17 protein-coding genes are annotated in these 23,868 nt (G+C 61.9%); 10 read left to right on the forward strand and 7 right to left on the reverse strand.

All coding sequences use genetic code 11. The features are described from left to right. The first annotated feature begins 79 nt into the window (after positions 1 to 79). The 7 genes from R3175_RS04150 (at position 80) to R3175_RS04180 (ending at position 8,920) form a co-directional block, all read left to right on the forward strand. Positions 80 to 595 (forward strand): 2,4'-dihydroxyacetophenone dioxygenase family protein, encoded by a 516-nt coding sequence (locus R3175_RS04150; RefSeq protein WP_318942605.1) that lies wholly within the window; start codon positions 80 to 82, stop codon positions 593 to 595. Positions 596 to 766: 171 nt separating this feature from the next. Continuing rightward, the gene (locus R3175_RS04155) at positions 767 to 2,392 is read left to right on the forward strand and encodes an AMP-binding protein (protein ID WP_318942606.1); all 1,626 of its coding nucleotides are present in this window, start codon (positions 767 to 769) and stop codon (positions 2,390 to 2,392) included. Positions 2,393 to 2,414: 22 nt separating this feature from the next. Then, positions 2,415 to 3,434, forward strand: a complete 1,020-nt coding sequence (locus R3175_RS04160; RefSeq protein ID WP_318942607.1) for an NAD(P)-dependent oxidoreductase — start codon at positions 2,415 to 2,417, stop codon at positions 3,432 to 3,434. 50 nt (positions 3,435 to 3,484) lie between these two features. Next, positions 3,485 to 4,567, forward strand: coding sequence for a zinc-binding dehydrogenase (locus R3175_RS04165; RefSeq protein WP_318942608.1), 1,083 nt, complete (start codon positions 3,485 to 3,487; stop codon positions 4,565 to 4,567). Between the two features lie 579 nt (positions 4,568 to 5,146). Next, positions 5,147 to 6,718: a Re/Si-specific NAD(P)(+) transhydrogenase subunit alpha gene (locus R3175_RS04170; protein ID WP_318942609.1), complete on the forward strand. Its 1,572-nt coding sequence runs from the start codon at positions 5,147 to 5,149 to the stop codon at positions 6,716 to 6,718. Between the two features lie 12 nt (positions 6,719 to 6,730). Further along, on the forward strand, positions 6,731 to 8,122 hold the full coding sequence (gene pntB, locus R3175_RS04175) for a Re/Si-specific NAD(P)(+) transhydrogenase subunit beta (protein ID WP_318942610.1): 1,392 nt from the start codon (positions 6,731 to 6,733) through the stop codon (positions 8,120 to 8,122). Positions 8,123 to 8,155: 33 nt separating this feature from the next. Beyond that, complete coding sequence (locus R3175_RS04180; protein WP_318942611.1) at positions 8,156 to 8,920, forward strand: NYN domain-containing protein; 765 nt, start codon at positions 8,156 to 8,158, stop codon at positions 8,918 to 8,920. Between the two features lie 7 nt (positions 8,921 to 8,927). Here R3175_RS04180 and R3175_RS04185 read toward each other — a convergent pair whose 3' ends face one another. The 7 genes from R3175_RS04185 to R3175_RS04220 form a co-directional block, all read right to left on the reverse strand. After that, positions 8,928 to 9,764 carry a hypothetical protein gene (locus R3175_RS04185; protein ID WP_318942612.1) on the reverse strand — a complete coding sequence of 279 codons (837 nt, stop codon included), beginning with the start codon at positions 9,762 to 9,764 and terminating at the stop codon, positions 8,928 to 8,930. 130 nt (positions 9,765 to 9,894) lie between these two features. Then, entirely contained in the window at positions 9,895 to 10,536 is a 642-nt protein-coding gene (locus R3175_RS04190; protein WP_318942613.1) for a phosphoribosyltransferase, read from the reverse strand. A 494-nt stretch (positions 10,537 to 11,030) separates the two neighbouring features. Continuing rightward, on the reverse strand, positions 11,031 to 12,365 hold the full coding sequence (locus R3175_RS04195; RefSeq protein ID WP_318942614.1) for a hypothetical protein: 1,335 nt from the start codon (positions 12,363 to 12,365) through the stop codon (positions 11,031 to 11,033). Between the two features lie 194 nt (positions 12,366 to 12,559). Then, a complete protein-coding gene (locus tag R3175_RS04200) occupies positions 12,560 to 13,042 on the reverse strand; it encodes a hypothetical protein (protein ID WP_318942615.1) in 483 nt (160 codons plus the stop codon). Next, positions 13,039 to 13,722 carry an anti-sigma factor family protein gene (locus R3175_RS04205; RefSeq protein WP_413231724.1) on the reverse strand — a complete coding sequence of 228 codons (684 nt, stop codon included), beginning with the start codon at positions 13,720 to 13,722 and terminating at the stop codon, positions 13,039 to 13,041. Before R3175_RS04205 ends, R3175_RS04200 begins: the two co-directional genes overlap by 4 nt. Positions 13,723 to 13,732: 10 nt before the next feature. Further along, entirely contained in the window at positions 13,733 to 14,269 is a 537-nt protein-coding gene (locus tag R3175_RS04215) for an RNA polymerase sigma factor (protein WP_318942616.1), read from the reverse strand. A gap of 317 nt (positions 14,270 to 14,586) precedes the next feature. Then, positions 14,587 to 17,067 (reverse strand): penicillin acylase family protein, encoded by a 2,481-nt coding sequence (locus tag R3175_RS04220; RefSeq protein ID WP_318942617.1) that lies wholly within the window; start codon positions 17,065 to 17,067, stop codon positions 14,587 to 14,589. 304 nt (positions 17,068 to 17,371) lie between these two features. Between R3175_RS04220 and R3175_RS04225 the strand changes: the two genes are divergently transcribed. The 3 genes from R3175_RS04225 (at position 17,372) to R3175_RS04235 (ending at position 23,754) form a co-directional block, all read left to right on the forward strand. Beyond that, on the forward strand, positions 17,372 to 20,368 hold the full coding sequence (locus R3175_RS04225; protein ID WP_318942618.1) for a hypothetical protein: 2,997 nt from the start codon (positions 17,372 to 17,374) through the stop codon (positions 20,366 to 20,368). A gap of 120 nt (positions 20,369 to 20,488) precedes the next feature. Then, a complete protein-coding gene (locus R3175_RS04230) occupies positions 20,489 to 22,363 on the forward strand; it encodes a DUF1302 domain-containing protein (protein WP_318942619.1) in 1,875 nt (624 codons plus the stop codon). A 29-nt stretch (positions 22,364 to 22,392) separates the two neighbouring features. Next, positions 22,393 to 23,754, forward strand: a complete 1,362-nt coding sequence (locus tag R3175_RS04235; RefSeq protein ID WP_413231725.1) for a DUF1329 domain-containing protein — start codon at positions 22,393 to 22,395, stop codon at positions 23,752 to 23,754. Positions 23,755 to 23,868: the final 114 nt, after the last annotated feature.

A 23,868-nucleotide genomic window follows, 5' to 3' on the forward strand; every position in this document is an offset into this window, starting at 1 on the left:
CGCGAAAAGAGAAATCCTACAAGCCACGCCTACGCCAATATTGTCTGTACAGCAAAAACAAACACAACCGGAGAATTTTATGTTTCCCGTGACTGTACAAGACGACAAGACGCTGCTGACTCTTAACGTAAAAGACACGCCGATCTACAAAGACATTCTGGTCCCAGGTGTAGACGTTCAGCCCCTGTTCCTTGACCCGAATAACGGCGTGTGGGGCCTGCGGGTTTTCTTTGCGCCCGGGGTGCGACTTCCGACTCACTACCACACCGGCACCGTGCACCTGTGGACGCTCTCTGGCTGCTGGAACTATGTCGAGCATCCTGACCAGCCCCAGACAGCGGGCAGCTACCTCTTTGAACCCGGCGGAAGCGTTCATACGTTCTCCGTACCCGAGGACAATACGGAAGTCACCGAGACGATCATGATCGTTCAGGGTGCCAACATTAATTTCGACGAGAACGGCCAGTACCATAGTGTCATGGACGCCAGTTCGATCCTGGCCATGATCGAAGAGGCCATCAAGGAACGCGGTCTGGACCCTGCCGTCTATATCAAGGCGCCGTTCCCCAAGCCGGCCAATCAGACATCTCTGTAAGGTGTTGATTGAGTGGGGGCCAAGAGCCATGGCTCCCAATCATCCTTTCCCGCGCCACCAAACATTCTGCTCTGCTCCAGAGCCCGGACCAGTGCTGTAGGGTGGGTAATCAATCGTCCGCTCTTCAAGGCAACGGAGGAGACAAGGGCTGTCAATCCGAGAGAATCTCACATGCAGAACCAACCCTGGCTTAAGCACTACCCCAGCAATATTCCGCACACTATCGATCCCGACCGGTTCAACTCTGTTACCGAACTCTTCGACGCGGCCGTCCAGCAATATCCCGATCAAACCGCGCTCGAGTGTTTCGGTATGACCATGACCTATCGTCAGTTGGATGAGGTTTCAAATGCGGTTGCCACAGGCCTTCAGCAGGAGTACGGCCTGGTCAAAGGCGACCGAGTAGCCGTTATGCTGCCCAATGTTCCGGCCTACCCCATTGTAATGCTGGGAATTCTTAAAGCCGGCGGCATCCAGGTCAATGTGAACCCTCTCTATACTCCACGGGAATTGACGCACCAGTTGAACGACTCAGGTGCCGAACTCATTTTCATTTACGCCGGTTCCACACCAACCCTGGCGGACGTTCAGGGCGACACACCGATCCACCACTCGATAACCGTCAAACCTGGTGACGGCCTGAGCCCAGCCATTCCCTCCCCGCCGAACAGCGAAGGGCTGGGTAAAAACAGTCCACTGTCAGACTTGCTGGCGAGGTACGCCAGCATCCCGCCGAAGCCGGTCAGTATCGGCGGCGATGACGTCCTGTTTCTCCAGTACACCGGCGGAACGACAGGCCCCTCCAAAGGCGCGACGCTGACTCATCGAAACCTGATCGCCAACACACTGCAGTTCAAGGCTTTTGTGCCGAATGCCAATGCTTCAGGAGCGGAGACTGTGGTCCTGGCACTGCCCATGTACCACATCTTTGGCCTGATGATCTACGTGGCGTACGCGGCCATCGGCGCCAAGGCTATCCTGATCCCCAACCCCCGGGACATGGACGCGTTCATCGGCGCCATCAAAGACGCGAAATTTACCGTGATGGGCGGCGTCAACACACTGTTTGCCGGCATGGCAGCCCACCCGGACTTCGGGAACATCGACTTTTCCAGCTGCAAGGTCGCCTTTGGCGGCGGCTCCAAGATCTTCGCCAGCACCTCCGAGCGCTGGAAAGCCGCTGCGGGCTCACACATTCTGGAGGGCTTTGGCCTCTCTGAGACCAGCCCGATCCTCACCCTGAACATGATGGGGAACGAAGAATTCAGCGGCACCGTCGGCTTTCCCGTGCCGTCCACCGACGTCAAGATCCTTGGGCCCGACAACCAGCCATTACCTCCAGGCGAACCCGGTGAACTGTGCGCCAGAGGCCCCCAGATCATGCGCGGATACTGGCGACGCCCTGAGGCGACCGCGGACAGCTTGACTGCGGACGGTTACTTCAATACCGGCGATGTGGCCGTGATGCACGAAGACGGTCAGTTTGAGATTGTGGATCGCAAGAAGGACATGCTGATCGTATCTGGCTTCAACGTGTATCCGAACGAAGTGGAAAGCGTGGTTTGTGAACTGGACAGCGTAGCAGAGGCTGCGTGTGTTGGCGCGCCAGACGAAAAGACCGGTGAGCGCGTAAAGCTGTTCGTTTCACCGTCCGGCAAAGCCGACCTCGAGACCGACGACATTATTGCGCATTGCCGCACAAACCTCGCTGCCTACAAAGTTCCCAAAGAAGTCATCGTGCTTGATGAGCTTCCAAAATCCAACGTGGGCAAAATTCTGCGTAAAGAGCTTCGCTAGTCACAAACAACAGGAAACCGAGATGACAAACACTGACATGCCCACTGGCAAAAACGGGCAAACGCCTTTACTACCCGAACGCGTTTTCATCACCGGAGCCAGTGGTTTCATTGGCCGCAAACTGTACGAGCGTTATCAAGGCCTCGGCTGCGAAGTTCGCGGCATGGACCTCCAGTCGGATGCATCCCGGAATGTGGTCGCGGGCAATCTCACCCAACCCGACAGCTGGAAGGACCACGCGGCCGGTTGCGACCTGTTCATCAACACCGCCTCTCTGGTCTCCCTCGCGGGCGAATGGACAGATTACAAGGCCGTATCACTGGCCGGCGTACGCAACTCCCTCGACGTCGCCATCGCCGGTGGTGCCAAGCGTTTCGTCCACTTCTCGTCGATTGCCGCAATGGGCTGGGACTACGAGCCCGGCGCCGATGAGACCGCCCCCGTGGCCATTGGCGAGGACTATCGGTACGGCGTAGCCAAGGGCGCGTCCGAGCATACCGTGCTGGCAGCCCACGCGGCCGGCGAAATCGACTGCACAATCATCCGGCCGGGCGATGTCTACGGCCCCGGTTCCCGGCCATGGCTGCTTGAACCACTGAAACTGGCGCGCAGCGGCAAACTCATCCTGCCCAACCAGGGCAAGGGAATCTTCACTCCAGTCTACGTTGATGACCTGGTAGACGGAACCGTGCTGGCCGCCGGCCTGGAAAACGGTAGCGGCCGCATCTTTATTCTCTGGGGCAACGAGGAAGTCACTTGTCGTGAATTTTTCTCCAATCACTGGCGCTGGGCCGGAAACAAAGGCCGCCCGCCCAGCCTGCCTCTGGCCGCAGCTCTCAAGCTGACACAGGGCATCTGGTGGCTAAACCGCAAACTCAAGCGCCAGGACGAGACCACGCCAGACATCATGCTGATGTTTGCCAGAAAAGGTGGTTACTCGATCGAGAACGCGAGAAAGCAGCTTGGCTGGGAACCCAAGGTGAAACTCGCTGAAGGCCTCAAGAACTCCGAAGCATGGCTAAAGGAAATTAGCGAGATCTGAGCCTTCAACCATTCGCAATATGACAAGTTAAAAAACAAGAGGATATGAAAATGCGCGGAGCCGTTGTTGAAAACAGCACACTGAAGGTTGTGGACCTGCCGGACCCCAAACCTCGGGAGAACGAACTTCTGGTCAAGTCATTGGTGTGTGGCATTTGCGGCACCGATCTTCACTGCCTGCACCATTCCCATGAACTCGCGGAAAGTACTCGCCAGATTGTCGGCAGCCCGCTGGTTGACACCAGCAAGCCGATTGCACTGGGCCATGAATTTGTCGGTGAGGTCCTTGAGAGCAATGCTCCGGATTCTGACTTCAAGGCCGGTGACCGGGTGGTCTCCCTGCCCTTCGTGATGCGCGAAGAAGGTTTGGGGTTCATCGGTTCCGGCGCACCGGAACTGCCTGGTGGCTTTTCCGAACGACTGCTGCTCGACAGTCGGTTGACCATGAAAGTACCCAATGGCCTGGATGCGGAAGTGGCTTCTCTCACGGAGCCCATGGCCATCGCTTACCATGCGGTTCGACGCGGGGAGCCGACGAAAGACCATGTTCCCCTGGTGATTGGTTGCGGCCCCATCGGTCTGGCGGTTATTGCGGTACTGAAGATGATGAACATAGGCCCGATCGTCGCTTCTGATTTCTCAAAGGCTCGCCGTGACCTCGCGCTCCAGATGGGTGCCGATATCGTCGTCAACCCCGCTGACCACTCACCCTACGAGAGCTGGAAAGAGGCCGCTAAGACGGCCAACCCGGAAGAGGCCGGCCCGTTCTCACCCATGTTCGGCGGCGTGGACCTAAGGCCTTCACTGATCTTCGAGTGCGTTGGTGTCCCGGGCCTCATCCAAAACGTGTGCGCCGGTGCCTCCTACGGTGCCCGGGTGGTCGTTGTGGGCCTATGCATGGAAAAAGACACCGTGGTACCGGCCTTCCCGATCCTGAAAGAGCTGGATCTCAGATTTGTGAGTTTCTATAGCCCGGAAGAATTTGGCGAAGTACTGACCCGACTGGCCGAAGGTGATCTGCAGGCGTCCACGCTGATTTCCGATACCGTCGGACTGGATAAGATCGATTCCGCCTTCGAGAGACTCAGCAAGCCTGAAAGCGACGTCAAGATCCTGGTTAAACCCGGAGAGTGAAGGTGAAGGTGCCAGCGCCATGGCACCAAAAGACAATTTATCGGCAGCTCATGCCAAGAGACGATTGTCTTACCTCACTACAATTTGATGTTGTGTCCATTGAATGCGTTAGACATGCTTTAGCCGCTGCCCCAGCGGCTTTTTTTTGCTCAGTTCTGCCTTTTCCTGAGAATCCGGAACTCCAACCGATATCTCGAGCGTACCTTTTGCCCTGTTTGACCAGTCTCGCTCTAGCCGGAATAAACCCGCTTTACCGCTTTATAGAAGTTGGCGGGGGTCCCTCCGGAAGTGAGGTGTCAGGTTCAAGGGCCTTCGGGCTGGCCATATCTCCGCATTCCCCTTACAGCCCTTCAATAGGACAACAATCGAATCTCGGTCTACGCTTCCTCAAGGCGCTTTCTCATGGGCAATCATCAATCTTTGGTTCTGGAAGAACTGTCCCACGCCAAAACATCACCCATACTTTCAGGGAGGTGACGGCGCCACACTCGCTTCACTGGCCGACCGCCCGGTCGATCACAATCGGGGTCGTCGGCTGTACCTGATCGTGCAACGGGAATCTGCATAAGGGGCTGAATTGTGAAGATAGGTATTCCACGGGAAATACACGAGCATGAACACCGGGTGGCAGCCACCCCAAAATCCATCCGCAAGTTACTGGGCCTCGGCCACGAGGTGTTAGTGGAAAGCGGCGCGGGCCTCTCCGCCCAGTTTTCCGATGCCGCCTACAGGGAGGCCGGGGCCACCGTCGTTGAGACGCCCAAGGAGCTCTACCAGAGCGCCGACTGCGTGATGAAGGTGCGGGCGCCGGAGATTCATCCGGAATACGGCGTCGACGAGGCCCAGTGGCTCCGGGAAGGCGGTTATTTGCTGAGTTACCTGTGGCCGGCGCAGAACCCCGACCTGCTGGAGAAGCTGTCGCAACGGCGGGTGACCGCCTTCGCCATCGACAGCCTGCCGCGGATCAGCCGCGCCCAGCGCATGGACGCCCTCAGTTCCATGGCCAACATCGCCGGTTACCGGGCGGTGGTGGAAGCCGCCCAGCACTTCGGCCGTTTCTTCACCGGCCAGGTGACCGCCGCCGGCAAGGTGCCGCCGGCCAAGGTGCTGGTGATTGGCGCCGGCGTGGCCGGCCTGGCGGCGGTCGGCGCGGCCCGTGGCATGGGGGCCATTGTGCGGGCCTTCGACACCCGGCCGGAAGTGCGCGAGCAGGTGGAGAGCATGGGCGCGGATTTCCTGGAAGTGGAAATGGACGAGGACGGCTCCGGTACCGGCGGTTACGCCAAGCAGATGAGCGACGAGTTCATCCGCCGGGAAATGGCGCTGTTCCTGGAACAGGCCGCCGAGGTGGACATCATCATCACCACCGCGCTGATTCCGGGCAAACCGGCACCGAAGCTGATCACCGAAGACATGGTCAAGGTGATGAAGCCCGGCAGCGTGGTCGTCGACCTGGCCGCCGAACGGGGCGGTAACTGCGAACTGACCGTGCCCGGGGAGATTGCCCACAAGCACGACGTCACCCTCATCGGCTACACCGACCTGCCCAGCCGGATGGCCACGGTGGCCAGCGAGCTCTATGGCACCAACCTGCTCAACCTGATCACCGAGCTGACCCCGGAGAAGGACGGCCAGTTCAACGTGGACATGGACGACGACGTGATCCGCGGGGTCACCGTGGTGCACCAGGGCGAAGTCACCTGGCCGCCCCCCAAACCCAAGACCCCCACCAGCACCCAGCCACCACCCGGCACCGAAGAACCGCCGTCCAGGGAAGTGGCGGAGGCGGCACCCTCCCCCCTCTACCGCTCACTCCGCCAGATCGGCTGGCTGCTGATTGCCGCCGGCGCCCTGTTTGGCGTCGGCGCCCATGCGCCGCAGAGCTTCCTGACCCATTTCACGGTGTTTGTGCTGGCCTGCTTCATCGGCTGGCAGGTGATCTGGAACGTCACCCCGGCCCTGCACACCCCGCTGATGAGCGTGACCAACGCCATCAGCGGCATCATCGTCATTGGGGCCATTTTGCACCTGGCCCAGAGCGACGGCCTGCTCATCGGCGTGGCCTCGTTCCTGGCGGTGCTGATTGCCAGCATCAACGTGGCCGGGGGGTTCCGGGTGACCCATCGCATGCTCAACATGTTCCGCAAATAGGAAGGCGACACCATGTATTCAGGACTGGTTAGCGTAGCGTACGTCGTGGCAAGCGTTCTGTTCATCTTCAGCCTGGGCGGACTGGCCCACCAGGAAACCGCCCGCCGTGGCAACTGGTGCGGCATCGCCGGCATTGTCATCGCCATGGTGGCCACCCTCTACCACATTGGCGACAACAACCTGGTCGCCACCCTGGTGGCCATCGCCCTGGGCGGCATCGCCGGCCTGATCGTCGCCCAGCGGGTGGTGATGACCCAGATGCCGCAACTGGTGGCCATTCTCCACAGCTTTGTGGGGCTGGCGGCGGTGCTGGTGGGCTTTGCCGGCTACCTGGACCCGCTGGTGCCCACCGTCGGGGCCGAGCACACCATCAAGCTGGTGGAAGTGTACGTGGGCATCTTCGTCGGCGGCATCACCTTTACCGGCTCGGTCGTGGCCTGCGGCAAGCTCCACGGCGTCATTGCCAGCAAGCCGGTCATGCTGCCGGGCCGTCACTGGCTCAACCTGGGCATCATCATCGCCACCCTGGTGTTGGGCGCCAGCTTCCTGTCCACCGACAGTGGCGCCCTCGGGGTGATCATTCTGGTGGTCATGACCGGCCTGGCCCTGCTGCTGGGCACCCACCTGATCATGGCCATTGGCGGCGCCGACATGCCGGTGGTGGTCTCCATGCTGAACAGCTATTCCGGCTGGGCGGCCGCGGCCATCGGCTTCCTGCTGCGCAACGATCTGCTGATCGTGACCGGCGCCCTGGTGGGCAGCAGCGGCGCCATCCTCAGCTACATCATGTGCAAGGCCATGAACCGGTCCTTCGTCAGCGTGATCCTGGGTGGCTTCGGCCAAACCACCAGCAGCACCGGCGTGGCCTCGGATCAGCCGATCCAGGAAACCACCGTGGAGGAGGTCTGCGAGGAGTTGCTCAACGCCCAGTCGGTCATCATCACCCCCGGCTACGGCATGGCGGTGGCCCAGGCCCAGAACGCGGTCAGCGAGATCACCCGGTTTTTGCGGGACAAGGGCGTCCAGGTCCGCTTTGGCATCCATCCGGTGGCCGGTCGCCTGCCCGGGCACATGAACGTGTTGCTGGCCGAAGCCAAGGTGCCCTACGACATCGTGCTGGAGATGGACGAAATCAACGAGGACTTCCCCCAGACCGACGTGGTGCTGGTGATCGGCGCCAACGACACCGTCAACCCGAGCGCCGCCGAGGACCCCGGCAGCCCCATCTCCGGCATGCCGGTGCTGGAAGTCTGGAAGGCCCACCGGGTGGTGGTCCTCAAACGGGGCATGTCCGCGGGCTATTCCGGTGTGGAGAATCCGCTGTTCTACAAATCCAATGCCCGCATGCTGTTCGGGGACGCCAGGGAGATGACCGAACAGGTGCTGACCCGGTTAAAGAGCTGATCCGGCCGTGGGCGCCAAACAGGGCCGTTTGCCATGAAGACCGACTACAGAATCGCGCTGCTGATCGACTGCGACAACGTCAGTCACCAGGGCATCGAAGGCGTGCTCCAGGAGCTGGCCAAATACGGCGCGGTGAACGTGCGTCATGCCCACGGCAACTGGAACGGCCCCCAGCTCAAGGGCTGGATTGAAAAACTCCACGGCAATGCCATTCGGCCCATCCAGCAGTTCGCCTACACCTCCGGCAAGAACGCCACCGACGCCTCGATGATCATCGATGCCATGGATCTGCTGTACAGTGGCAACGTCACCGCCTTTGCGCTGATGACCAGCGACAGCGATTTCACCCCGCTGGTGATGCGGATCCTGGAAGCGGGGTTACCGGTCTTCGGCTTCGGCGAGAAGAAGACCCCGTCGCCGTTTGTGGACGCCTGCTCGCAGTTCATCTACACCGAGAACCTGCAGGTGGAGGAGGAAGAATCGGAACCCGCCACCGCCCGCGCACCGACGAGGGAGTCCGAGACCCAGAAAAAATACTCCCGCAACGAACTGCGCGGTGATTCGCGGCTGGTCAAAACCCTGCGCACAGCGGTGGAACAGGTTTCAGAGGATGATGGCTGGGCCCATCTGGGCCGGGTGGGCCAGTACATTTCCAACAACAGCTCGTTCTCGCCGGTGAACTACGGCTACAAGAAACTGAGTGACCTGATCCGGGCCAGTGAGTTATTCGAGCTGAAACGGGGCGAAAAGAACGCCACCTACATCCGGCAACCGGGCAGCCGGAACGAGGGCGGTTAAAACCCGCTCACTCGCCAACGAACACCCAGTTTGACGCCACGTTGTCGCACACAATGACGTTCTGCCCCACCCCCTCACAATGCTGCAGGTTGCGCGGCAGGTGCCCAGTCAACCGCGACGGCACGGGCCTGGTTTTCTTGTCCTGCTTGAGGAGGTGGAAGGTGGCCTCCAGGCGCTGGGCGTAATCCACGCCACTGGCTTCATGTCGCTGGAAGCCATGATAGAAACGGGTGAAACTCATGGTGGCGCCGCCGAGGCCGATCTCCAACATTTTCCGGATATAGCGGTCATAGGCCCTGGCCAGGTAACGGCGCAGCTCCGTCTCGTTGTTCGGGTCACCCTGATAGGACTGCAGGCCCAGCCGATTGTCGTCGTCCAGCACCCCCTCGGCCAGGGCCCGGTTGGGCAGGTTGGTGGCCAGGTGGTACTGACGTCGGGGGCACTCGATGGTCTCGCCGGCCAGCCGGCACTCACGGAATGCCACCGCGGAGCCTGGGGCAGGCGCCTGCTCAGGCTCAGGCGCGGGGAGGCTGTGGATCGGCGCCGGGGCGGCGGCAGGCACCTCCTGCCGCGATCCCGAAGACGGCTCGGGCATGGCATCCGGCAGCTCAATACCCAGACGGGCCGCCTGGCGCTTGAGCAACAGCGCCTGCACTTGCGGGGAATTGCGGCGGAAATCGTCAAATGACGGCAGCCGCCGGCCGCCCCCCTTTTCCACCACCTGACAATACACCCGTTCATACGCGGTCTGGGGCTGCACCGGACAGTCGGCCGCCCTCACAGCCAGCGGCGCCAGCACGACCCCCGCCAACACCAGACTCATCCACCCGCACAATCCACGCATTCAGCGCCCCTGCGTTGTCCTGACAGCTTACGACTCTACCGGATTTTGGCCAATGGCGCGCCGTCCACCTCCCCGCCCGAGTCCCCGGGAAAGCCCGGTAAGTAAGCGCTGACACCCCGGCCAGAGCCGACTACGCCATGGCCGCGAGTATGTCACAGACCTCCTGGTCGGAGACTTGACTGAAGTCGGCGTACCAACAGCCCACGCCGCCCAGGTCCTCCGGCTCCAGTACACAGACGAATTCGTCCGCCAGCCGCCGGAACTCGTCGGCGGTGTCCCTGGCCGCGACCGGCACGGCCACCGTCACCCGTTCGGGGTGTTGGTGGCGGATGGCGTTCAGGGCCGCATGCATGGTCGCCCCGGTCGCCAGACCATCATCCACCAGAATGATAGGGCGGTCGGCAATCTGCGGCTTGGGACGCCCGGCCCGGTAACGGAGCGAGCGCTCCGCCAGGGTGTCTTCTTCCCGATCCTGAACTCTCCGGATGTCCTGTTCAGTGAGCTCCAGCATCTGGATCAGCCGGCGGTTCAGGAAACGGGTCCCATCCTCGGCGATGGCGCCCATCGCCAGTTCCGGCTGGTAGGGTACTCCCAGTTTGCGGACGTTGAAGGCCTCCAGTTTGAGCCCCAGCTTACGGGCCACCACCTCCGCGATGGGCAAACCACCGCGCGGCAGCCCCAACACCAAGGCATCGGCATCGACCTTCGTTTCTGCCAGGCGTTCCGCCAGTTGCTCGCCGGCATCCTGCCGGTTCTGGAAGACTCTGCTCATGACTCGGCCCTCCTGCACTATGCGCGTCGCCCGGATTGGGCGCTGTCGCAGAACCTCTCTTTATTTTACCAGTCTTCGCAGGCGACGCCGTGTTTGCGGTGCGGGCGAAGGAACCCGCTCGGTCGAGGTCCTTTAATGCTGGAAGCACGCCACACGGCGAGACTCCTGAGCCAAGGGGTTGGAGGGAGTCGTCGAGGAGAAAAACGAAAAACCTGGTATTTTTTTGGAACCTTCGCGCAGGAACCAGCGTGTGAATACTGTGATCGTCATCACTGTCTGACCTGATGGCGATACGCGCTGTCTTTTTTGCGCTGATCCCGGTCTGCGGGTATGGAACCCCCGCAAACCAGCGCAGCTCCTCTAGCAAGTGGGAGTCAATTGACAGGCCTTTCGGCTGGTCTTCGAAGGCCAGGCCAGTCGGAATAGACTCGCCCGCCCCTCCCCAGGGCGGGCTTTTTTTTTGGATCTTTGTGGTAACCGGGATAACGGCAGGATCAGAACGTCAGCTCAAGCCCCAGCATCGCGTACTGGTTGCTGTACTCGTAACGCTCGATAGTACTCAGGTTGGCCTTGTAATCGTATTCCGTAACCACCGCGAATCCGGCCGGCAATGCCAGGGTGGCCCTCAGACCTGTCCGCCAGCGGTGGTCCTCGCGACGCACCGACCTCAGGTCACCCGCTCCGTTGTCCAGCCGATGGCGGTTGCGGTAGTAGCTGTAGCGATACCCTGTCCGGAGTTCCAGCTCCAGCCGGGGCCAGACCGGATGGGCAATGGAAATGTCTACGCCGTGGCGTTGGGGGGAGACGCTGTAAAACTCGGTAGCGGTAGTAAAATCCGCCCGGTCGTTGTATTCGCCGCGGTAGTTCAGCTCACCGGTCCACTCATCCCAGCGCACCCGGTAGCGTGCGTCCAACTGGTACAGCTGCCCTTCGTAGGCGTCGAACCCTTCCTCGGCATGAACATCCGTTGCGGTGAACTTTACCCGGCAAGCCTGGGCATCGAACAGCTTCCCACAGGAGCCAAACTGGTAGCTCAGCAGCGCCCGGGCATGGCGTTCCTGGGGCTCACCGCCTCGCCGAACCCAGGCACCGCCGCCGCCGATCCCCAGCCGGCCCGCTGACACCGCTTGCCGCCACTGCAGGTTTGCCTGAGCCAGCTCGCTGTCAAAATCCTCTTCAGAGGTGTAATGGCGCAAGTAGGCTCCCAGATCGGCACGCAGACCGCGATCCCGGGTGCCGTAAAGGAACCCTGACCCGGCCAGCACCACCTCGACAAACTCATCGTCCAGGTCGGAGCGGGCACTGTCGGGGAACAGGGCGAGGTTATCCTCATAGCCAGCGGCCAGCGAGGTAAAGCCATACCAGTCCTTCGGCTGCTTCGCCGCCACGTCCGCCGCCCCTTCCAGCCGGTCCAACTGACGCTGGGACAAGGTTCGCAGCTTTTCCGGGGCGTCCATGTCAAGGATGGAGGAAAACAGGGTCTGGGCGGTTGCCGATTGTTCCTGCTTAAGCGCAATCAGCCCGAGGTTGTAGGCGGCCAGTGCCTGATGCTCGGTATCCAGCAGCTGCCGGAACCGGATTTCGGCCTGCCCGTAGTCCGCCAGTTGGTAGTAGACAACGCCGAGGTTGTAGTGGAGGGAGGCCGAATCCATGCCCTGTTTCCGGGCATGCTCCAGGTAAAGGCGGGCTTCTTGCAATTGGCCGTCCTCGAACGCTTCAACTCCGTAACGGAACAGCGTCTGGGCATCGGTCCATTGACTGAGCGCCTCGGAACTGCACAAGACCAGAAACAGGCCAAGAATGAGAGGCCATTTGGACGGCTGTGGCAAGAAAACTCCCCCGACATCGACCGATCCACAACGAGCGAAGCAAGCTCAGCAAGGGATCAGGGAAAACTCAGGGATTGAGTATAACAGCGAAACGCCCGACTTCACCTGCAAATTTGACAGGATGTCAGGGCCAGGAGGTCAATCAATTGCGGCAGGATTGGCCGGGAACCTCTTTGCTCGAAAAGTTCAACCGACTATTTGAGCAGCTCTCCGGTCTTGTCAATCAGATCGCCGGTGGTGTTGAGCAACTTGTCCTCATCCACCAACGGCAAATCCGGATCTTCCAGTCCCGGAAGATCCAGCCCAGGTCGCTCGTCCCCACCCGGTTTCGGCAAGGGCATGGTATCCAGCATCTCACCGGGTAATTCGTCGTTCATGGCGTCTCGGGACTCCCGGGCCTGTTCGGCCAGGGTCTCGCCCATCTTGCGGCCAGCCTCCCGGGCATGCTGAGCAATGTCTCTGCCTGGCGAGACAGCGTCAAAGTCCGCCATCTCGGACTCAACCGGCTCGGGAAGCTGGAGCTCCTGGACAAAGGCTCCGCCCAGATCCTCGTCATCCGTCACCATGCGCATCGTCACGTCCAGATCATCCTGGGCATGGGCCACGGTTGACAGGGCCATCAACAAGATGCAGCTACCCGCCAACAGGCTCCGGATAACCCCATTGATATGTTTCATGATGCAGGCTCCGTATTATCATGAATGGGTGCCCGAAACGTCTTTTGCTGCTTGCCGTCGTTCAGGTGCGCGACCAACGTGCCATCCCCCGGGAACAGAACTTTCAGGGGTAACGCCAATACGTTGTCGCCTTCCTTAAGACTGACCTGCCAACTCAGTTTCTGCCGACCAGGGTACGACGCCAGCTCAACATTGGCTGGCAACTCCAGGGTCAGGGTGACATCCTCCAGCGCACGCCCGGAATGAAATGCCAGCTTCACCGTCTGTTCCCGGGGCTGGAAATCCGGAAGCGCTTCTGACGCCTCAACCACCACGCTCTCGTTCGCAACCGGCGCGTCGGCCACCAACGCCTGTCCTGGCTGGCCGGATTGCCACTGCAAACCAATGAATATCCCCAGGGCGAGCACCGCGGCTACCGCGCCACCGACCACTGGGTACTGCCAGGAACGGCCACCGGCCGTCCCCCGTGTTGCCGCTGCCAGAACCCGGGACTCAAAATCTGCGCTGGGTGCTGGCACGGCCTGCGACCGGAGGGCTCCCAGTAATTTTTGTTCCGCGTTCAGTCGACCTGTACAGTCCGAACACTCGGCCAGGTGCGCCTCCAGCACTTGTTCCATGGCTGGCGACAGTTCACCTCGAGCGTAATGTTCCAGTTGTTTACTAAACAGATCACATGACATGGCATCCACCTCAGTTACCTACACGCTCGGGGCGGCCCAAAGGTTCCAAATCTTTTTGCAACAATTCACGGAGTTTTGCCCGGCAGCGATGCAGCCGCGACTTGATGGTCCCCACCGGCACATCCAGCACTTGCGCAATGTCCTCCTGCCGCCAGCCATCGGCGTCGTGCAACAGCAACAGGGTGCGCTGATCCGGCGACAGCCGGTCCAGCACCTGCTGTACCCGGCTGCTCATCTGCTCCTGGCTGATGCATTCCAGGGCATCGGCGGTATCCGCCCCAAAGCTGTCCAGGAAGGCATCCTGGTCGCCGGGCTCCGCCAGATTACTGATGGAAACCTCGCCCTGTCGGCCCTTCTTGCGGGTCTGGTCAATAAAATGACGATAGAGCACACGATTCAGCCACGGACGCAGCTGCTCCACCAACTCGATTTCCTCCAGCCGGGGGTATAGTTTGACCATGACATCCTGTACCAGATCCTCAGCGTCATCCCGCTGTCCGGTCAAACGGAAAGCGAAGGCATACATGCTCTGGAAGTGTGGTTGCACACACCGCTCAAAACGCTTGGCCTTCGAGGGACGGAACGGAAGCAAACTCAAAAGGCTACCCTCACCGGGCCATGCCACGAACAGTCGACTGTCCGGACAGGACCGGTTTTCTTCTACTATTGACCCTGCTTATACCAAAAAACGGGGCCACACTCTGTGGCTTACCCCTGATTTTTTTGCAGGTAGATGCCGGCGAACCCAACATCCTAACAGCGCGGAGCCAGGAAACCTACCATTTCAGATGTCGCGCATTGGGGAGGGAGGAGCGAGCAGGGCCGCATTCGCTGCGCCCTGCCCTGGGGGAGAGGAAACCGGGATCAGCGCAGGCCGTTCAGGCGATACTGCACCAGGCCGGGATTGGATCGAATCGCTTTCTCGGTAAACGGAAACCGGATCCAGCGCTTGGCCGAGTACGCCTCGGTCATGTCCTGATAGTACGGCGAGGCCGGATCAGTGGACTGGGAATAGGTGATAAACCCTTCCGCCACCGGATTGCCCGCCTCGTCCCATGTCACGGACTGGATGTAACTGTTGCCGTAGGTCACACGATAACCGTCTGCCAGGTCCACCGGACGGGAACTGGCAATGGTGAAGGCCCCCTCGAAGCTCTCGCCACCGAATACCGGGATGGTATCGGCATGGATACCGGAGCGCTGAACCTCCCCGGTCGTGGCATCCATGGCCACGCCGGCCTCCGTCATTGCCTGGACGGCATCGGCAAACGCCGATTCCACCAACGGATCGGCCACGTTCAGCTGCGCCGGGGTCTGTACCGGGTTGGCCGGATCGAACGGAGTCAGCCATTTGATGGGCGACTCCACCGGCAAGCGGTCCAGGCGGCGCCAGAATTCCCGCCAGATGTGGCCACCCACGGATTCCAGGTTGTGGCGGCCATCCCACTGTGCGAGCACCGCACAGGCATCGCTGACAGCCACCGGCCCGGAAGAACCGACCGCCGTGGGCAACTGACAATAGGTCGACAAGACGGTCTGCCGGGCCAGCTCCTCGGACAGCACGCCACTGTCCAGCACCACCTGCTGCAGGTTGTCGAGATCGAAGCCGGTACTACCGCCCAGGCCATCACTGCCCTCGAGCCGACGCTGCACCTGCTGGATGCACTTGCGGGTGCGCAGGGTACGGGCGGTTTCCTCATCGCCCACGATGGCCGGGTAGCCGGTCAGCGGCGCCTCCGGATTGGTCAGCCAGTAGCTGTCATTGCAGTTGTGGACCCAGTCGGTGCGTTCCAGGGTCGGCAAGTTGCCGGGGCCCAGAATACCGGGAGCCGGTGCGTCGGCATCGGTATCCCAGCCGCAGTCGCCCCGGGAACCGTCCAGTATCGGCAGTCCCGGCGCAAGCTGGCCAAACACCGGGGTCAGCGGCGTGGCACAGGCCCTCACCTTGTCGTCGGGCACGTTGGGCACCACGGTCACGTCACCGTAATAGGCCGGCTTGCCGGGACCGGTGGCCACGGTGTTGACCCACGGCACCCCCAATACACTCTGATGGAGCTCGACGAATTCCTCGTAGCTCTGGGCCTGGTTCCAGCGAAAGAACTGGTTCAGCAGGCGGTCGTTCTCCGCGTTGGCATCCCGCAGGGTGTAGGCCTTGGCCGAACTCCACTGCAGCACCGGTACGCCGGAAACCTCAAAGTTCAGCATCGGCCCATAGTGGGACCGGTAGAGGGTGCGGGTCTCCTCGCCGACCGTGCCGTCTTCCCGCAGGAATTCGACGGTAATGTCCCGACTTTCCATATCAACGAACTCACCCTCATAGAGGTACTGGGTGGGGTCGACCGGGTTCAGCGTCAGCTCGTAGAAGGAAAACCGGTAAGCGGTGGACACCGTGTGGCTCCAGGCGAAATGTTCGTTAAAGCCGATCAGCACCGCCGGCAGGCCGTACAGGGCCGCACCCATGATCTCGGTGTCCTCGCCAACCTTCAGGTGCGCCAGGTACAGCCGCTCGGTCTTCTCCCAGGGGAAGTGGGGGTTGCCGAACAGGATCGACTCGCCGCTGCGGCTGGCCTCCCGACTGATGCCATACATGTTGCTGCCGATGGGCAGCTCACGGCTGAGGGGAAACGGCAGGTCGCCCTCGCTGTCCTGCAGCGTGGAGAGCTGCGCCAACAGCTCATCGGCCGACAGGGCCTCGCTGTCCAGGGTGGCGGGCGGCGCCGCACTGGCGATGCCGTCGACAAACACCGAGGAACTGGCCAGCACCGCCAGCCGGAAGTAGCGCCGGTACATGTCGTCCTCGGTAAGCGGCAGCAGCCAGTCCGCGTTGCGGCAGGCCCGGTGACGGCCCGGGTGCTCACCCTGGCGCACCTCCCGCAGGTAACGGTTATATCCCGCCACGTAGCCGGCGGAAGCTTCCAACACTTCCGGATCGCTGGATGTCTTGAACGGTGCGATGGCCTGGTCGGTGGCCACGCTGCGCCAGAAAAAATCCGCGTTGAGATTGGAGGTGTCCGCCCCGTTTGCCGGAATGGTGTAGCGTCCTTCCGCCCCCAGGTAACGGGCGCGCAGCCCGCGCAGGGTGAGGGTGTCTTCGGCCAGCAGGCACAGATTGTCCTCAGCCTGCAGGTAGCCATAGGCGTAGCCCATACCGGCAAAGCTGTCGGCCTCGATGTGGGGGATGCCGTACTCGGTGCGACGCACCTTGGCGTGATAGGTCGATGGGTTGGTTACGCGGTCGCCCTCGACGACGGACTCGCTGTTGCCGCTGCCGCCACCGCCGCCAAAGCAGCCGGTCAGAAAATAGACGGAGACGACGCCTGGAACCAGGCGCTTGAGGTTGATCATTGCTCAGATTCCCTTGTTGTTGTGTTTATTTGCTGGAAACAGTCCAGGGCAAATCCTGTTCGCCCCGAGAAAGCCACGCTGACCAACTCACAAAGGTTCCATTATTGGCATTCCGTCTTAGACGAGGATTTCTAAATCGTTTCTGGAATAAAAAACAAACCTCTTTCGCAACAAACTGTTACATAACGCGCTAGCACATTTTTCAATTTTTGACAGGAAAAAGTTGGAACCACGCCTCTACGACTAACGTGTAAATCCCAAATCACCCAAAAGTGGCCCAATACAACAACAAAGGTATAGAGGCATGATCAATGGAAAGCAGTCGCTGCTGACAGTGGCAATCGCATCCATCGGCTTGAGCGGTTGTCTCGACAGCGGTGGTCGTACCGGCAAGAACGCCAACGCAGATTACGACATCGAGTCTCCCGCAATCGTGGAAGGCACCAGCCCGGTGTTCTCCCCCCTGGATACCGCGTTCCCCATCCCCAGCGATGCGCTGTTCTTCCTCAGCGAGGTGGACGACGGCACCATGCTGGATGGCACGGACCCGGCCAACCCGGTCACCACCGGCATTGGCTTCATGGATGGCAATTCCGTCCTGACGCCGGTGGACATCAAGATCGAGGCCAGCCTGGACCCCAACCAGACCTTCGACGCCCGCGAATTCGTGGAAGTGGATGGCGAGGTGGTGCCCAATCCGGACCAGAATGTTTTTTTTATCGAGCTGGAATACCCATCCGGGGATAGCCTCAAACAGGCCAGTGGCGAGGTGGCCGGCATCCGTTCCGCCAACCTGTACCGCCAGGCCCAGGCCCTGCGCGAGGCCGGCGACACGGCCGCTGCCGATGCCATCCTGGCCGACCTGCTGGAGCCAAAATTCCGGGTCGACCTGCTCGACATAGACGGCGGCCAGGACAACCTCCTGCGCATCGCCCCCATCAGCCCGCTGAACCCGAAGGCCCGCTACGCCGTGGCCATCAGCAACGACATCGTCGATGCCCAGGGCGAGGCGCTGGTGGGCTCGGTCACCTACCAGAGTGTGTCCGATCCGGACCGGACCCTGTCCAACCCGGCCCTGCAGCCGTTCCGGGACGCCATGGCGCCGGCGCGGGTACTGACGGCCGAATACTTCGACTTCAAACGGGACATCCTCGGCAGTGGCGCCACCGGCAAGACCTTTGCCGACATCCCCATGGCCACCACCGTCACTTTGACCGCGGTGGAAGATGTGCTGCTGGCCAACGCGGCGCCGGCCACCTTCTTCGAGCGCTCCCTGCTGATCGAGGCCAAGCAGACCGCCCTGGGCCAGTTGCTGAACGGCAGCTACAACCTCACCGAACAGCCGGTGGCCGGGCAGGCGGATCAGGCCGTCAACGACGAGATCTTCCGCCTGTTGACCGATGAATCCTTCCGCCTTTACGACGGTGCGCTGGCCGGCCTGCTGACCGATGCCCGGGACCAGGGCCTGACCCTGGCCTACGCGGACCTGGTCAACGATCCGGACGACGACCGTCGGCTGGCCTTTGCCCTGCAAACGGCCACCGCCACGGCGGTGGAAAACGTCCAGGACCTGTCGGCCGATGCCAGCGCGCTCGCCAGCGACGCCGACACCCTGCTGGACACCCCCAAGCCCCGCGAGGTGCGTTTCTTCAGCCAGAAGGAAGGCGGCGAGGTGAATCCGGCGCTGGAACAGACCGCCGCGGATCTCGGTCTGACCACCGTCGACGTGAACGTCCAGGTGTTCGAGGGCGAGATCACCCTGCCCTACTACCAGAGCCTGCCGGTGGACGGCGACGGCGCGCCGATCCAGAGCGGTCACTGGACCGCGGCGGACTTCTCCGCCAGCGAGACCCTGGAGGCGGCGCCCTCCGACCGGGTCACCTACCGGTTCCCGTTTGCCAGCAAGGTCACCGACACCAAGGTGCCCATCGTAGTGGCCACGCCGGATGAGGACTTCGGTGCGCCCCCGGCCGCCGGCTATCCGGTGATCCTCTATCAGCACGCGGCGACCACCGACCGCTCCGCCACCCTGCCAATGGCGACCGCGGCGGCCCTGCTCTGCCTGACCGACGACGACACCCCCAACAACAGCGACAGCTGCTTCGTCACCGTCGCCATCGACCAGCCCCTGCACGGCATCTTCGACTCCGGCCTGGTGGGGCTGAGTCCGATCACCGAGCAGGCCGGTGCCTCCGCGGACGCCGTCGAGCGGCACTTTGGCTTTGCCGCCGATGCCGACCTGGCCGCGGTGCCCGCCGGTCAGCTGGAGGCGCCGGAGTCCGGCAGCCTGTTCCTGAACTTCGCCAACTACGCCAACACCCGGGACAACCTGCGCCAGGGCGCGCTGGACCTGCTCAACGTCAACGCCTCGTTGCAGGCCATCGAGGATGGCATCAACGCCTGCGTAACCGCGGGCGACTGCACCAACGGCATTAACCTGGACCTCAACCGGGTCTTCTTCCTCAGCCACTCACTCAGTGGCATGGGTGGCGTGGCCTTTCCCCATGTCAACAATGCGGCAGTGGCGGCGGGCAACGACAGCCTGAACACCATCCAGGCGGCGAATTTTCTCAACACCGGCGGTCAGTTCACCCGGCTGATCGAGAACTCGCCGGCGGTGGCGCCACGCCTGCTGCCCGGCCTGGATGCCGCCTCCGATGGCCTGCTGGCCCAGGGCCGGACCGAGCTGAACATTTACTTCAACGTGTTCCAGGCCCTGCTGGATTCGGCGGACCCCACCGCCTTTGCGCCCTACTACCGGGACAACGGCATTCCCACCCTGCTGACGTCCATCGTGGGGGTCGAGGGTGACCCGGACCGGCCCACGGACGGCACCGTGCCCAATGCCGCCGACGACCTGCTCTACGACCTCGGACCGCTGGAGTTCGTGGATCCGGAAACCGGTTTCACCATCGACAGCGAACGGGCGCCGCTGACCGGAACCGACCCGTTCGCCGCAGCCATGGGCGCCGAGTCCACGCCACTGGCCTCCGGTCTGCCGGCCATCACCCGATACCTGGAAGGCTCTCACGGCAACCCGATCTCGGCGGGCCAGAAGGCGTCCGATGCCTTCAGCTCCAGCGCCGTGTTCAACGAGATGGCGGTTCAACTCCGCGCCCTGTTTAACAGCGGCACGGTCACCGTGGACAACCCCTGCGTGGTCCAGGACGCCGATCAGTCCGGTACCGACTGCAGCGAGGGCGGTGGCAACACCGACGCGGGTGACGGTGGCGACGGCGGTGACGGCGGCGATGGTGGAGACGACGGCGACGATGGCGGCCTGCTCGGCGGCGTCCTCTAAATCCACAGGGGCGTGGTAACCGCCACGCCCGCACACCCGGTATCCCAATAACAACGATTTTCGCGGCGACGGCCTGCTTCGCCCTCGCCCCCGGCTTGCTTAATGTGGAGTCACAGACCCATGAAAACAAAGACAAACTTCCCAAAGGCACGACTGGCCATGGCCCTGTGTGCCGCGGCGCTGGCCTCCGAGGCCCAGGCCTTTGACTTCCAGATCTACGACATTGACGCGTCCTTCTCCACCACCCTCACCGCCGGTGTCGGGGTGCGCACGGAAGACCCGGACAAGGACCTGATTTCCCAAGGGAACCTGGGGCCGGAGTTTGCTTTCACCAACACCGGCGCCTCGTCCAACAACTTCGACGACGGCAACCTGAACTTCGAGAAGGGGGATTTCTATTCCCAGATCCTGAGAGGTCGTTCCGAGCTGTTCCTGGACTATATTCCGGACAGTGACACCCTGACCCGTGTTGGCGCCTTGATCCGTGGCACTTACCACTACGACCGCATTCTCCGCGAGAACGACTTCGCCACCGATCCGGTAGGCCAGAAGCGCAAGCTCAACGATGAGGCCCACGATAATGCGCTTGACGCGGAGCTGCTGGATGCCTACGTGTTTACCGACTGGTACTTCGGCGACACGCCGGTCTCCGTGCGCTACGGCCGTCAGGTGGTGAACTGGGGGGAAAGCACCTTCATTCTCGGTGGCATCAACGCGGTGAACCCGATCGACGTACCGGCTTTCCGGGCGCCGGGGGCCGAATTGAAGGACGTACTGCTGCCGGTGGAAATGCTCTACACTTCGGTGGGCCTTACCCCCGACATCAACCTGGAGGCCTTTGTCCAGACCGACTGGCAGAGCTTCAAGATCGATGATTGCGGCACCTTCTTCTCCACCAACGATGTTGCCGCCGACGGCTGTGGCCCGGTGCTGCTGGCCGGCCAGGCGCCGGACGCCCAGGCCTTTGCCGAGGGTTTCTTCGCCCCGCGGGCCGGGGACAAGGAACCGGGTGAACAGGACCAGTTCGGTGTCGCCCTGCGCTGGTTCATTGCCGAGCTCGACGCGGAGCTGGGCTTCTTCTACACCAAGTACAACAGCCGTCTGCCCTACTTCAGTGTGATTGCCAACAACCCGGAGGATGCCGACGAGACCCAGGTCAACGACCCCAGTCAGGAGTTCACCCGGTTCCCGAAATACTTCATCGACTATCCGGACAGCATCGACCTGTACGGCATCAGCATCAACACCACCCTGCCCACCGGTACCTCACTGGGCGCCGAATACAGCTTCCGTGAAAACATGCCGATCCAGTGGAACACCCTGGAGTTGATCTTCGCCGGCCTGCAGCAGCGCGGCCCCGACGGTCAGGTACTCAGCACACGGGAGCAGCAGCTCCAGGCCGAGAACCCCGGGCTGAACTACGCCGGCCAGGAAATCGACGGTTTCGACCGTTTCAAGGTGTCCCAGGCCCAGGCCACGGTGATCCACTTCATCGACCGGATCATGGGCGCCGCCCGCTTCATCATCGTGGGTGAGGTCGGGGCCACCTACGTCCACGGTCTGCCCGACACCGATGAAGCCCGCTATGGCCGCTCCTCCCTCTACGGCGCCGGCCCGATGCCCGTCGAAGGCGAGAGCTTTACCGGCGATTTCTGCCGCAACGGCGGCAACATCAACCCGTCCAACTGCGTGGACGACGGCTACACCACGGCCTTCTCCTGGGGCTATCGCGCACTGTTTATCTGGGACTACCCCAATGCCGTCGCCGGCATCAACCTGCGGCCCAAGCTGTTCCTGACTCACGACGTGAAGGGCTTTGCGCCGGGACCCGGCGGCAACTTCAACGAGGGACGCAAGTCCGCAGCGGTTGGCTTCGATGCCACCTACCAGAACGCTTACAAGTTCTCGCTGAGCTACACCAATTACTTCGGCGGTGACTTCAACGTCATCAACGACCGGGACTTTGCTGCAGCCAGCCTTTCCTACTCATTCTGATTCCTGAACAACTAGAAGGAGACACCATCATGTTCAGACGCAACCTGTTATCCAGCAGCCTGCTAGCCTGCTCCCTGGCCCTGGGGGGCCAGGCCCTGGCCGCGGTATCCGCCGAGGAAGCCGCCAAACTGGGGGACACCCTCACCCCGATCGGCGCGGAAAAGGCCGGCAACGGCGATGAGATCCCACCCTGGACCGGCGGCCTGACCACGCCCCCGGCCAACTACCAAGGCGACGGCCGTTACGTGGACCCATTCCCGGACGACCAGATGCTGTTCAAGATCGACCGCAGCAACGTCGACCAGTACGCGGACAACCTGACCCCGGGCCAGATAGCCACCATCAAGGCCTACAACGACTACTTCATTCCGGTCTACCAGACCCGCCGCACCGCCGCCTACCCGGAGCACGTGCAGCAGCAGACCATCGAGAATGCCACCCAGGTGGAGCTGGTCGAAAGCGGCAACGGCTTGAAGAACTATCAGACCGCCACCGCCTTTCCGATCCCGCAGAACGGCCTGGAAGTGATCTTCAACCACATTACCCGCTACCGCGGCGGTTCCTTCACCCGTAACGTGGCCCAGGTCACCCCGCAGCCCAACGGTGACTTCAGCCCGGTACGCTTTACCGAATTCTTCACCGAACGGGTGGCCCTGAAGGACTTCGAGCCCGGCGAGGACGAGAACGTGATGTTCTACTTCAAGCAGGCCATCACCGCCCCCAGCCGTCTGGCCGGCAACGTGCTGCTGGTGCACGAGACCATCAACCAGGTCAAGGAACCCCGCCGCGCCTGGCTGTACAACTCCGGTCAGCGCCGGGTGCGTCGCGCCCCCAACGTGGCCTACGACGGCCCGGGTACCGCCGCTGACGGCCAGCGGACCTCCGACAACCTGGACCTCTATAACGGCGCGCCGGACCGCTACAACTGGGAGCTGCACGGCAAGAAGGAACTGTACATCCCGTACAACTCCTACCGCCTGGCGGACCCGAACCTGAGCTACGAGGACATCATCCAGCCGGGCCACATCGACCAGAGCAAGGCCCGCTACGAGCTGCATCGGGTCTGGCATGTGACCGCCACCCTGAAGGACGGCGAACGGCACATCTACGCCAAGCGTGACTTCTACATCGATGAAGACACTTGGCAGATTGCCGTGGTGGACCACTACGATGGCCGTGGCAACCTGTGGCGGGTGGCCGAGGCCCACGCCATGCAGATCTACGATGCCGACATTCCGGCCTACGCCTTCGAGACCCTGTACGACCTGCTCTCCGGTCGCTACCTGGTGATGGGCATGACCAATGAGGAAGACGACCCGTACGTCTATGGCACCGAGCGTCGTTCCCGGGAGTACACCCCGGCCGCCCTGCGTCGGGCAGGCGTTCGATAAGCTCCACCGCAACCAAACAGCCCGCCCGGTGGTGACCGCGCGGGCTGTTTGGTTTCTGAGGATGGAGTCACCGGCGAAGCCCAGCCTCCCATTGCCACAGGGACCAAGTCAGGC

It is taken from the genome of Marinobacter sp., from assembly GCF_033722735.1.
GTDB lineage: Bacteria > Pseudomonadota > Gammaproteobacteria > Pseudomonadales > Oleiphilaceae > Marinobacter.